Source organism: Dokdonella sp., assembly GCF_019634815.1.
Classification (GTDB): Bacteria; Pseudomonadota; Gammaproteobacteria; order Xanthomonadales; family Rhodanobacteraceae; genus Dokdonella_A.
This window is the reverse complement of sequence record NZ_JAHCAP010000025.1, coordinates 33,692-44,401: the sequence shown is the minus strand read 5'-3', so window position 1 is coordinate 44,401 and position 10,710 is coordinate 33,692. Positions and strand designations below refer to the sequence as shown.

At 68.2% G+C, this 10,710-nt stretch carries 13 protein-coding genes; 7 read left to right on the top strand and 6 right to left on the bottom strand.

Annotation, left to right across the window (positions count from 1 at the left end; all coding sequences use genetic code 11):
• On the top strand, window positions 1-401 hold a 401-nt coding region (locus tag KF759_RS12000; RefSeq protein WP_291225819.1), incomplete at its 5' end, for a hypothetical protein.
• Window positions 402-477: 76 nt separating this feature from the next.
• On the top strand, window positions 478-1,926 hold the full coding sequence (locus KF759_RS11995) for a hypothetical protein (protein ID WP_291225817.1): 1,449 nt from the start codon (window positions 478-480) through the stop codon (window positions 1,924-1,926).
• A gap of 117 nt (window positions 1,927-2,043) precedes the next feature.
• Here the strand turns inward: KF759_RS11995 and KF759_RS11990 are convergent, their stop codons facing one another.
• The 5 genes from KF759_RS11990 to KF759_RS11970 form a co-directional block, all read right to left on the bottom strand.
• Window positions 2,044-3,045: an NAD(P)H-dependent glycerol-3-phosphate dehydrogenase gene (locus tag KF759_RS11990; RefSeq protein ID WP_291225815.1), complete on the bottom strand. Its 1,002-nt coding sequence runs from the start codon at window positions 3,043-3,045 to the stop codon at window positions 2,044-2,046.
• A gap of 23 nt (window positions 3,046-3,068) precedes the next feature.
• A complete protein-coding gene (gene secB, locus KF759_RS11985) occupies window positions 3,069-3,560 on the bottom strand; it encodes a protein-export chaperone SecB (protein WP_291225813.1) in 492 nt (163 codons plus the stop codon).
• A 77-nt stretch (window positions 3,561-3,637) separates the two neighbouring features.
• On the bottom strand, window positions 3,638-4,081 hold the full coding sequence (locus KF759_RS11980; protein WP_291225811.1) for a rhodanese-like domain-containing protein: 444 nt from the start codon (window positions 4,079-4,081) through the stop codon (window positions 3,638-3,640).
• Between the two features lie 71 nt (window positions 4,082-4,152).
• Window positions 4,153-4,578: a hypothetical protein gene (locus KF759_RS11975; RefSeq protein ID WP_291225809.1), complete on the bottom strand. Its 426-nt coding sequence runs from the start codon at window positions 4,576-4,578 to the stop codon at window positions 4,153-4,155.
• A gap of 56 nt (window positions 4,579-4,634) precedes the next feature.
• On the bottom strand, window positions 4,635-5,096 hold the full coding sequence (locus KF759_RS11970) for a YiiD C-terminal domain-containing protein (RefSeq protein ID WP_291225807.1): 462 nt from the start codon (window positions 5,094-5,096) through the stop codon (window positions 4,635-4,637).
• Between the two features lie 70 nt (window positions 5,097-5,166).
• Here KF759_RS11970 and KF759_RS11965 point away from each other — a divergent pair, with 70 nt between their 5' ends.
• The 3 genes from KF759_RS11965 to KF759_RS11955 all read left to right on the top strand — a co-directional run bounded on the left by KF759_RS11965 (window position 5,167) and on the right by KF759_RS11955 (window position 8,502).
• Complete coding sequence (locus tag KF759_RS11965; RefSeq protein ID WP_291225805.1) at window positions 5,167-5,973, top strand: uroporphyrinogen-III synthase; 807 nt, start codon at window positions 5,167-5,169, stop codon at window positions 5,971-5,973.
• A 148-nt stretch (window positions 5,974-6,121) separates the two neighbouring features.
• Window positions 6,122-7,243, top strand: coding sequence for a uroporphyrinogen-III C-methyltransferase (locus KF759_RS11960; RefSeq protein ID WP_291225803.1), 1,122 nt, complete (start codon window positions 6,122-6,124; stop codon window positions 7,241-7,243).
• Window positions 7,240-8,502, top strand: a complete 1,263-nt coding sequence (locus KF759_RS11955; RefSeq protein ID WP_291225801.1) for a heme biosynthesis HemY N-terminal domain-containing protein — start codon at window positions 7,240-7,242, stop codon at window positions 8,500-8,502. The genes KF759_RS11960 and KF759_RS11955 overlap by 4 nt, the downstream gene beginning before the upstream one ends.
• Window positions 8,503-8,596: 94 nt before the next feature.
• On the opposite strand, the gene KF759_RS11950 is transcribed toward KF759_RS11955, so the two are convergent.
• Window positions 8,597-9,163, bottom strand: coding sequence for a DUF2845 domain-containing protein (locus KF759_RS11950; protein WP_291225800.1), 567 nt, complete (start codon window positions 9,161-9,163; stop codon window positions 8,597-8,599).
• A gap of 131 nt (window positions 9,164-9,294) precedes the next feature.
• Here KF759_RS11950 and KF759_RS11945 point away from each other — a divergent pair, with 131 nt between their 5' ends.
• Complete coding sequence (locus KF759_RS11945; protein WP_291225799.1) at window positions 9,295-9,732, top strand: hotdog fold thioesterase; 438 nt, start codon at window positions 9,295-9,297, stop codon at window positions 9,730-9,732.
• A 2-nt stretch (window positions 9,733-9,734) separates the two neighbouring features.
• Window positions 9,735-10,682 (top strand): serine/threonine protein kinase, encoded by a 948-nt coding sequence (locus KF759_RS11940; RefSeq protein ID WP_291225797.1) that lies wholly within the window; start codon window positions 9,735-9,737, stop codon window positions 10,680-10,682.
• Window positions 10,683-10,710 lie beyond the last annotated feature (28 nt).

The window sequence follows — 10,710 nt, the reverse complement described above, 5'->3', positions numbered from 1 at the left end:
GCTTGCTCGCGCGCAGCGAGGGCGAGGCCGGCAATTTCGCGCGCGCGGTCGAGCTGGCGCGCCACGCCATCGACGAATGCCGCGCGTTGTCGCCGGACGGTGGTACCGAGGAAGCCTGGGGTCAGATGACGCTGGCGCTCGCCTTGCTGGGCGAGGTGCACGCACGCGAGGCACTCGCGCCCGCGCAGGGAGCCGCGGACCTGTACACGCGGTTTTCGGGCGACCGCCACTGGCGCGCCGCCGAGGCGCGCGGCGTGCTCGGCATGGCGCAGGCGGCGACGGGACAGGCTGCCGATGCCCGGCGCGAGCTCGATTTCGCCCTTGGGATCCTCGACAAGGATCGGCCTTACATGCCGATCGTGGCGGACTTGCGCCGGGCGCGGACGGGGCTGGGAAGATGATTCCTGCGTGAATCTGTCGTTCGGGTGCCTCGGTTTGCGTCTGTCCCGGTACGCGGCATCCAACCGGGAGAATTTCATGTCTGCTTATCGCTTCAACCATGGCCTGCGCGCGACGCGCCAACTCGTTCTTGCGGCCTGCATTGGCCTGGCACCGTTGGTCACGCATGCCGGCGACAGCAACGTCGATACCACGTTTACCGTCGGCGGGGTCCAGCCGGGATGGCGGCGCGCCTACGTGGCTGGCGGTGGCAATGCGGATGAGCGCATCGTCGCCGCGGCGCGCGCCCCCGATGGCGGCTACGTACTCGCCGGATCACGCGCGGGTGGCGGCGCCGGCGCGCTGATCTTTCTCGCCAAGTTCCGCGCGGATGGCAGCGACGATGCGACGTTCGGCGGCAGCGCGGCCACCGGCAACGCCGGCACGGGCCGCGTGCTCAAGGATGCCTGGCTGAGCAGCGTCACCGACATGACGATCGACGCGCAGGGCCGCATCATCGTCGTCGGCGCGACGCCCGGCGCGCTCGGGCAATCGGATTTCGGCGTGGTGCGCTTCAAGGCCGATGGCAGCGATGACACCAGCTTTGCCGGCGACGGCGGCACCGGCGTGGCCTTCGATTTCGACGCTGCCAATGGTCGCGTCAACGACACGCCCTCCAGCGTGACGACATCGCCAGACGGCTCGATCTTCGTTGCCGGCGTGATCCAGGATCGCATGAGCGGCAATGCGACCACGCTGGTTGGCGTGGTCAAGCTCAAACCCGACGGTTCGCGCGACGAGGATTTCGGCTCCGTCGCCGGTGGTCTTGGATACTTTTGCGGCGTGCAGTGCGAGAACGTCCTGCACGTCGCACGCATCGTCTACGACGCACCGCGCGATCGCATCGTCGTGGGCGGGGACCATGCGGTCAGCGCGAGCAATACCGACTGGTTCATCTTCGACACGACCTCCAGCGGAACGACCCATGTCGACTCCTTCGTCGTGGATCTGGGCGGGGCCAGCGGCTACCAGCTCGCCTACATGACGGATCTGGCTGTCCAGACAGACGGCAAGCCGGTCGCCCTGGGCTGGGCCAATGACACAAACCTCAAATCCGTGCCGGTGTTGCTGCGCCGGAAGGCCGTGGGCAGCGCAGAAGACAAGCCCGGCTTCGGCAACGTCACCAATCGCGCCTTGATGGTGTTGCCGTGGACCGACGCCATCGTCAACGGATTGGCAATCGACAGTCGCGGCCGCTTCTTGCTCGCCGGTGAATACGCGCCGTTCAAACAGGGCATCTCCGGGCGCCTGTCGACATCGGCTGCCATCGATACAAGTTTCAATGGCACCTCGTCGCCCTCGGGCTACATCGCCAAGACCACGGGCGGGCAGGGAGCCTTTCGCACGATCTTCAAGCGCGTGTTCCTCGATGGTGGACGCCCGGTGCTGGTCGGCGAATCACCCGATTCCACCACTGGCGACACCGATCTCGACCTCGTGGTCACGCGCCTGCAGTCCGATCTCATCTTTGCCAACGGCCTGGAGTGATCGGAAGCGGTCGGGGTTCGCGGCCAGCGGCGGCGTGAGGCGTTGCGAGGTGCATCGCGCCGAATGGAGACTCGCGTGCGGTGCGTATCGCGGCGCAGACCCGGCGCGACGCCCCGATCAGCGGTATTCGGGCTTCTGCTCGCGTGCGAGCAGCGCGACCATGCCTTCGCTGGGGGTGAGCTCCTCGTGCAGCACTTTTTGCACGAGCGCAGTGATCGGCAACTCCACGTCGTGCGCGTTGGCCAGGTGCATCACGGTATCGACGGTCTGCACGCTTTCGACCACCTGGCCGATCTGCGCAATCGCCTCTTGCAGGCCGATGCCCTGGCCGAGCGCGAGGCCCAGGCGCCGGTTGCGCGAGAGGTCGCCGGTGCAGGTGAGCACGAGATCGCCCAGGCCCGCGAGGCCCATGAGGGTTTCCGGACGGGAGCCGAGCGCAGCGCCCAGGCGCATCATCTCGTTGAGTCCGCGCGTGATGAGGCCGGCGCGTGCGTTGAGGCCCATGCACATGCCATCGGCGACTCCGGTGGCGACGGCGAGCACGTTCTTCATCGCGCCGCCCAGTTCCGCGCCGAGCACGTCGCTGCCGGTGTAGGCGCGAAAGCGTGGTGAATGCAGTTGTTCGGCGATGAGCTGCGCAAATGCCGGATCGGCGGAATGCACGGTCAGCGCGGTCGGCAGGCCTTGCGCGACTTCACGCGCGAACGAGGGGCCGGTGACGACCGCTGCCGCGTGGCCGGGCAGGCGCTGCGCGACCAGTTCGTGCAGGAAGCGGCCACTGGCGGGATCGAAACCCTTGGTGGCCCAGGCGATGCCGACGCCGGGCGCGACCCACGGTGCGATTTGCACCAGCAATTCGTCGAAGGCGTGGCTGGGCACGACGATGAGAATCGTGCCGGCATCGCGCACCAACGGCTCGATCGCCGCCGTGAGCTGCAGCGAATCGGGCAGTTCGAGATCGGGCAGGTAGCGTGCGTTGTGGCGCTCCGCGGCCATCTCGACGATGGCCTGCGGCGTGCGCCCCCACAGCGTGGTGGGAACGCCATTGCGCGCCAGTTGCACGGCCAGCGCCGTGCCCCAGGAGCCTGCGCCCAGTACTGCGGTCGTGGCCTGGCTCATCGCCTCACCGCGATCGCAGTCGATCAGGCATTGAGTGGCTGCGCGGAAGCGCCTTCGCTGCGGCGGCGCGCCTGCTCGGCATACAGCGCGTCGAAGTTGATCGGCTGCAGGAACAGCGGCGGGAAGCCACCGTTCTGCACCAGGTCGGAGATGATCTGGCGCACATACGGGAACAGCAGGTTCGGGCAGTAGCTGCCGAGGATCGCGTCACGACCGGCATCGTCGAAACCGGCGATGCCGAAAATCCCGGCCTGCTGCACTTCGGCGAGGTAGGCGGTCTTGTCGCCGACCTTGCAGGTGGCAGTCACGCTGAGCACCACTTCGTGGACATCCGGGCCGAGCACGGTCGAACGATGGCCGAGGTTGAGCTCGACATTGGGCTGGCCTTGTTCCTGGAAGATCTGCGGCACGCCCGGCGCCTCGAACGAGACGTCCTTGACGTAGATGCGCTGCAAATTGAGCTGAGCCTGCGCTTGCGCCAGGCCATTGGCGGCGCCGTTGCCTTGTTCTGCCATTTCGGTGTTCCTGCGGGAGGGAAAAGGAGGCGATTATCCCACGCCGGCGCTGCCAGCGCACGCCGCCGGGCGGATCGTCACTGCCGGCCTTTGGCCAGTGGCATCTGCGCCTCGCGCCAGGCGGCAATTCCGCCCTCGAGCCAGAACACCTTGGAATAGCCCGCCTTCTTGAGTTTTTGCGCGGCGGAGGCCGAAGCCTGGCCATTGCGGCAGGTCAGCGCGACCGGCGCCTCGCGTGATTTCGACAGCTCCTTGCCGTCGGGATCGACCTGGCTGGGCAAGAGGTGATGCGCGCCCGGAACGTGGCCCGATTCGAACTCGGCCTGCGCCGAGACATCGATCACGTAGGCATTCTCGCGGTTGATCAGCTGGGTCAGCCCGGCCGGCGTCAGCGCGGTATAGCCACGCATGAACTGCTGCATCTGGACGACCAGCAGCGCCACCAGCACGCCGATGAAGGCGAGGGCGAGAACGAAATGGTTGCCGAGGAACTCGGGCAGGCGGTGGAGGAATTCGGACATGCGGGTCAAACCGGCGGACGCGGCCGGCGATTATCGCGGAAAATCATGCCCGGCGACTGCCGGGCGCCCGATCACTCGCGTCGGCTGATGTCGGGCAGGCCGCTGACCAGCCACCAGTGCTTGGTGGCCTTGTCGTATTTCCAGATCTGGTGATCGACCGCGCTGCGCGCGGTTTGCGTGTTGACATTGAACAGATCGAGCTGAACCGTCTGGCGAACCTCTTCGGGGCCAACCGTGACCAGCGGCGACTCGTCGTAGCTGCTCACGCGCACCTGCTTGAAGCGCTCCAGGTCAATCGTGCTTGGCGGATGCTCGGCCAGCACCTTGGGATCGATGAAGGAAACCGCCTGCTCGATCTCACCCCAGCGGATCGTCGCTGCATAGGCGCGCAGGGTGTCCTTGAGGATGGCCTGCTTGGAGCGGATTTCCTGATTGGCGCAGCCGGCCGGCAGCAGGCAGACCAGGACCAGCAAGATCAGCGACAGTGTGCGGCGCATGGCGATCCTCCAGGGGCGGGACGCGCCAATTGTGCAACAAGTGCGCGCGCGCACGCTCAGTTTGCGGTGCGCACGATGGCGACGAAACGCGAACCCAGGCTCGCAGCGATGCTGCCGTCTGCAAGCGGCACCTGTGCGTTCAGGCTCAGGCGGGCCTTGCCGCGCGCGGCCAGCGTGGCGAAGAAATCGTCGAAGGATTCGCCGGGCGCCAACTGCGCTTGCGCGCGGAAATCGCCCCACACGGGCGCCAGGTAGCGAATCGCGCTGTCCTGCACGTAGACATCGCAATCCAGGTCGCGCTCACGCAGTGCCAGTTCGACCACACCCCAGCTCGCCAGCGTCATCAGGCTGGCGAGGCTGCCGCCGAAGGCACACCCCTTGTCATTGATGTTGGGTGCCAATGGCGCAGCGAGCGTGAGCAGCGCGCCGTCCCAATCTTGCACGTGCAGCGACATCGCCCGGGCGAGCGGAATGCAATCAAGCAGTTCGCGCTCGAGCGCGGCCGCAGGTGTGGGCATCGGAATCGACCTTGGTCTTGGAAAACGTGGCGCGCCGACACGGCGGCGGCGCGCATTATCATGCCCACGCATGTCCGCAACCAAGCCCGCCATCGATCACGCCACCTCGCACGGCAATGCGCTGGCCGGCGCGAGCGTGCTGATCACGCGCCCTGCAGGCACCGCACGTGCGCTCGCCGCGCAGGTGCGTGCGCGCGGTGGCGTGCCGCTGCTGCTGCCGGGCCTGAGCCTGCGCAACGAGCACGATCCCGCGCTTGCGCGGCGATTGCATGACGGCCGTTTCGATGACTGGATTTTCAGCAGTCCGGCTGCGGTGCGCGCCTGTTTCGAGCTGGCGCCGAACTTGCGTTTGTCGCGCTCCGCACGTGCCTTCGCCGTCGGCGCCGGTACGGGACGTGCGCTGGCGCGACATCGAATCGAGGCGCTCGCCCCGACCGCGGGCGCCGACAGTGAAGCCCTCCTCGCATTGCCTGAGCTCGCGCGGCTGCGTGGACGCCATGTCGCCCTCTTGTGCGCACCGGGTGGCCGCAATCTGATCGCGCCGGCCTTGCGTGCACGCGGTGCGCAGCTCGAAATCCTGCATGTCTACCAGCGCCGCGCGCCGCGTCTGGATCGTCGTCACCTCAAAGCGCTCGAAGCGGCCGCCGCCCCGTGGATCACGCTGCTGTCGAGCGCCGAGGCGCTCGACCACCTGTGCGCCCTGCTGCCGGTCGCGCTGGCCGCGCGCTGGCGTGCGCAGCCGCTGATCGTCGCCAGTGAACGCCTCGCCGGCCTTGCGCGCGGACACGGCTTCGTCGATGTCACACTCGCCCGCAGCGCGATGGGCAGCGACTTGCTCGAGGGCGCGGCGCGCTGGCTGGCGCGCCATCGCCTGTAGGAAAGGGATGAGAGGCCGCGCGAGTTCGCCGCGCTGGTTCAGGGTCCGGAACCCGTCCATGCGGAGATGGCGGCTTCATTCACGAAGATCTGGCCGCTCAAGCCGTCCGGGTACGGCCTGTGCCGGCCAGTTCGGCTAGCATGAACACATGAACGCACCGATCGAAAACAAGGAAGTGGGCGAAACGCAGGCGCTGGTGGTTCGCGGCGCGACCGCGCCCGCGCCGCGGCGTGGTGGTCTGGCCGTGCTGCTGGCGCTGCTCGCCTTGTTGCTCGCCGCGTGGTCGGCGTGGCGGGTCTACCTTGACGAACGTGATGCCAGCCAAAGCACGGCGCTGAGCCAACTGTCGACACGACTCGACGGAATCGAGGGCCAGATCGGCCAGCGCCAGCGCGATCTGGATGGCGTGCGCGCGCGACTGGGTGATGCCGACACCGTCAACAAGAGCCTGCGCGAGGAAGTGCTTGCGCTCGGCGAGCGCGTGCGGCACGTCGAGGATGCGATTGCGCATCTGGCCGAGCAGCGCCTGAGCGGGCGCGATGCGCTCGCCCTCAATGAGACCGAATTCCTGCTGGTGCAGGCGCAGGAGCGACTCGCCCTGTTCCACGATGCCGATGCGGCGCTCGCGGCCTATCGCCTCGCCGATGCCGCGCTCGCTTCGGCCGAAGACCCCGCGTTTGCCTCGGTGCGGCGCACGATCAGCGCCGAACGCGATGCGCTGGCAGCGGCAAGACCCACCGACCTGCGCGCCAACCTCGATGCGATCGAACGCCTGCGCGCCGCCTTGCCGCGCATGGTTGCGGCGCGCGCGCCCGAGCCTGCGGCGCAGACTTCGCGCTGGCGCGACTTCCTCGATTCCTTCGTGCGCGTCGGCCATGTCGATGGCGCCGGCAACACCGCGCATGAGCCGGCGTTCAGTCGCGCGGTGATTGCCCTCGATCTGCGCGATGCGCAGGCAGCCCTGCTCGGTGGCGACCCGAAGCGATATCAGGCCGCCCTGCATCGCGCACGCGATGGCATTGCCACCCTGGTCGATGGCCAGAGCGCAGCGGTACAGGCCGCGCTCGCTGAAATCGACCGTCTGCTCGCCGCGCCGCTCGTGCCTGCGTTGCCGGAACTGGGCAGCGCCCTGCGTGAACTGCGCGCGTTGCGGGCGACGCGCGCGCTGGCCGAGCCCAAGCCACTCGCGCCGGCACCGGCGTCGTCGGCGCCCGCGCCCGCGGCTGCGCCAACGCCCTCGGCAAAACCTGCGTCCGGAGAAGCCACATGAAGCTCTGGCGTTGGGTACTCGTGCTGTTGATCGTCGCGGCGGCTGCCGCACTCGCTTGGCATTGGCTCGCGGCCGATCCGGGTTACGTCTACCTGCGTCTGGGACGCACCACGCTCGAAACCAGCGTGGTCGTCGCGATCGCGGCCCTGTTGCTGGCGTGGCTGGTCGCGGGTCTGGCCTGGCGTCTGTTGCGCTGGCCGTTTCGTGCCTGGGGCCGCGCGCACAAGCGGCGTGGTCGCGAACGCTTGGCCAACGGTCTCACCGCGTTCGCCGAAGGCGACTATCTGCAGGCCGAACGCGATCTCGACAAGGCCGCCCAGCATGCCGCATTCCGCACGCCGGCCTTGCTGGTGCTGGCGCGCGCCGCGCACGAACGAGGCGCGCAGGAGCGCGCCAGGCAGGCGCTCGATGAAGCCGAAGCCGGCGCCGCACGCGCTGCGACCGCCTTGCGCGCGCGCTTTCTCGTCGAAGAAGGACGCGAGCGCGAAGCCTTCGACCTGCTCAAGAAGAATGCCGACGCCGACACACTGTGCCTGCGTGGTCGACGCCTGCTGATCGACAGCGCACTCGAACTCGGCGAGAGCCAGGTCGCACTCGATGCCATGCCCGCCCTGCTGCGCAGCCAGTCCCTGACCGCGAGCACGCTCGAGCAACTGGAAACGCGCGCGCTCGCCGCCGCGCTCGCCGCCGCGCCCGACATCGCCAGCCTCAATGCGCTGTGGAATCGCGCCAGTCGTGCACAACGTCGGCGCGAGGAAACCATCGAAGCCTTTGCGCGCCGCAGCGCCGCGCTGGGTCAGGTGCTGGCGGCGATGGACGAGGTCGAATCGGCGCAGCGCCGCCAGTGGAGCGAGCGTCTGGCTTCGATCTATGGCGATCTCGGTGACGCCGAGGTCGCCGCCCGCCTGCGCCAGGCCGAGGGCTGGCTCGCACTCGCACCCAACAGCGCTGCCCTGCAACTCACGCTTGGTCGCCTGCAACTGCGGCAGGGACAGCACGAGCGCGCCGAAGAATCGTTGCAGCGCGCACTCGCACTCGCACCTTCGGCGGCGGCCTGGGAAACGCTCGGCGAATTGCGGCGCGCGGCGCAGGATCCGGCGGGCGCAGCAACCGCGTTCGCCAATGCGCTGCGCTGCGCACGCGGTCAGACCACGCAGACCCTCGCCCCGCTGCGCGCGCCGCGCGCACTCGACACCCAGCCGATCGCTTTCGAGGAACGCAGCGAGCACGGCGTACCGCGCCTGCCGCATTCCTCCTGAGACACCGCGCCGTGCGCGGGTCGCGACGCTGCTTCGCTGCGACCCGTGGCGCCTCCTTGCCGTGAACAGTGGGCTGGTCGGCCCGCGTGCGGCTTCAGCGCGTCAATGGGTCGATCGTGTCCACGCGCCCGTCGCGCAGACGCAGGCGACGGGGCAGGTGGCCGGCGCCGAAGTCGTAGATCCATTCCTCCTCGCGCAAGGCCCGCCACTGTTCGACGCCCGCCGCGGGCCGGCGACCGACATGGCCGCTGGATACCCGGCGCGTGGCCGGTTCGCCGCAATGCGCAACCAGTTCGCCCACGCTCATCCCGGTGTAGGGCATTTGCGGATTGCAGTCGTCGCCGATCGTTTCCACGCCGTAACCCAGCGTGTTCTCGCGCACCAGCACGCCGGCGCGAAACACCAGTTGCACCAGCAGGCGACGCGGGCCGAAGTTGTAGTACCAGATGTCGATCGGCACATCACGCTGCAGCTCGAGTGCATGCCCGGCGCCAGTGATTTCGGTATCGACGAAAGCATCGGTCCAGTAGGGCGTGCCGCAGACCGCACGCACGCGCACGTCACTGTCGCCGGCATTGAGCAGGCGGTTGCCGCAACGCAGTGCCGAGGCATTTCCGGCCGCGCCAAGCAGGATCAGGGTCAGCAAGCTTCGCAGCCACATCGCATGGTCTCCCGCCGGGTTGGGTCATCGTATCCGGCGCAACATGAACGAGGTTCGTCGCGGCAGGTACCGGACCGGTCCTGCGGATCGCGGTTGCTATAGTGGCCGCTTTGAACGGCAGCGAGTCGAACATGGCCTTGTGGAAGCAGACGACCGATCTAGAGCGCATCAACAGCTGGAATCGCGGTTGCATGGTCGAGCACCTGGGCATGTGGGTGACCGAGGTCGGCGAGGATTTCATCCGCGGCACGATGCCGGTCGATGCGCGCACGCGCCAGCCGTTCGGACTCTTGCATGGCGGCGCGTCGGTGGCATTGGCCGAATCGCTCGGCAGCCTCGCCGGCAACCTGTGCCTGGACAGCAGCGAGATGGCGGTCGGGCTCGAAATCAACGCCAACCATGTGCGTGCGGTGACCGCGGGAAGCGTGACTGGAACGGCGCGTGCGCTGCACATCGGTCGCAGCACCCAGGTGTGGGAAATCCGCATCGAGGATGAGCGTGGGCGACTGGTGTGCATTTCGCGCCTCACGCTCGCGGTGGTGCCACGGGCAAGCCCCAAGGCCGTGTGAGCGTGACCTCGACGACACCCTACGCGCAGCTCACGCCGGCGCTCGTGCTCGATGCGGTCGAGGCGGCGGGCTTTCGCACCGACGGACGCCTGCTCGCACTGCCCAGTTACGAAAATCGCGTCTATCAGGTCGGCCTCGATGCGGCCGCGCCGCTGGTGGTGAAGTTCTATCGGCCTGCGCGCTGGAGCGATGCCGCGATCGCCGAGGAACACGCGTTTGCGCTCGAACTGGCGCAGGCGGAATTGCCGGCGGTCGCGCCGCTGGTGATCGATGGCGCAAGCCTGCGCACGCTGGCCGGATTCCGTTACGCGCTGTATCCGCGCCGCGGTGGCCGCGCGCCCGAGCTCGAATCGAGCGAACATCTGGCCTGGATGGGGCGCCTGCTTGCGCGCATCCACCTGGTCGGTGCGCGCGATCGCTTTGCGCAGCGCGGCGCCATCGATGCGCAGACCTTCATTCGCGTGGCCGCGCGCGCATCGCTGCAGTCGGACTTGTTGCCGCCATCGATCCGCGATGCCTATCACGCACGCACCGAGACGCTCGCCTTGATGATCGAGGCGCGCTTTGCCGCCCATCCGCCGCGCCTGCTGCGCGCGCATGGCGATTGCCACGCCGGCAACGTGCTGTGGACCGATCACGGGCCGCATTTCGTCGATCTCGACGACGCACGCATGGCGCCCGCCGTGCAGGACTTGTGGATGCTGGCGCCGACGCCGCGGGCACTCGATGCCCTGCTCGAAGGCTATGCGCAGTTCCGCGACTTCGATTACACCGAACTCGCCTTGGTCGAGCCGCTGCGCATCCTGCGCCAGGTGCACTGGGCCGGTTGGGTCGCCGCGCGCTGGGATGATCCGGCATTCCCGCGTGGCTTTCCGCAAGTGGGCGAAGCACGTTGGTGGGAGCAACATCTGAACGACCTCGGCGAAGCCGAGGCGCGGCTGCGCGATTGAGCGCGCTTGCGCCCCGTCATCGCCACCG

What these genes read in the sequence shown, in the direction of transcription:
- KF759_RS11965 (WP_291225805.1), top strand. Translation starts at nt 5,167, where the DNA reads ATGTCCGCAACCAAGCCCGCCATCGATCACGCCACCTCGCACGGCAAT.
- KF759_RS11975 (WP_291225809.1), bottom strand. Translation starts at nt 4,578, where the DNA reads ATGCGCCGCACACTGTCGCTGATCTTGCTGGTCCTGGTCTGCCTGCTG.
- KF759_RS11945 (WP_291225799.1), top strand. Translation starts at nt 9,295, where the DNA reads ATGGCCTTGTGGAAGCAGACGACCGATCTAGAGCGCATCAACAGCTGG.
- KF759_RS11990 (WP_291225815.1), bottom strand. Translation starts at nt 3,045, where the DNA reads ATGAGCCAGGCCACGACCGCAGTACTGGGCGCAGGCTCCTGGGGCACG.
- KF759_RS11995 (WP_291225817.1), top strand. Translation starts at nt 478, where the DNA reads ATGTCTGCTTATCGCTTCAACCATGGCCTGCGCGCGACGCGCCAACTC.
- secB (WP_291225813.1), bottom strand. Translation starts at nt 3,560, where the DNA reads ATGGCAGAACAAGGCAACGGCGCCGCCAATGGCCTGGCGCAAGCGCAG.
- KF759_RS11950 (WP_291225800.1), bottom strand. Translation starts at nt 9,163, where the DNA reads ATGTGGCTGCGAAGCTTGCTGACCCTGATCCTGCTTGGCGCGGCCGGA.
- KF759_RS11960 (WP_291225803.1), top strand. Translation starts at nt 6,122, where the DNA reads ATGAACGCACCGATCGAAAACAAGGAAGTGGGCGAAACGCAGGCGCTG.
- KF759_RS11980 (WP_291225811.1), bottom strand. Translation starts at nt 4,081, where the DNA reads ATGTCCGAATTCCTCCACCGCCTGCCCGAGTTCCTCGGCAACCATTTC.
- KF759_RS11970 (WP_291225807.1), bottom strand. Translation starts at nt 5,096, where the DNA reads ATGCCCACACCTGCGGCCGCGCTCGAGCGCGAACTGCTTGATTGCATT.
- KF759_RS11955 (WP_291225801.1), top strand. Translation starts at nt 7,240, where the DNA reads ATGAAGCTCTGGCGTTGGGTACTCGTGCTGTTGATCGTCGCGGCGGCT.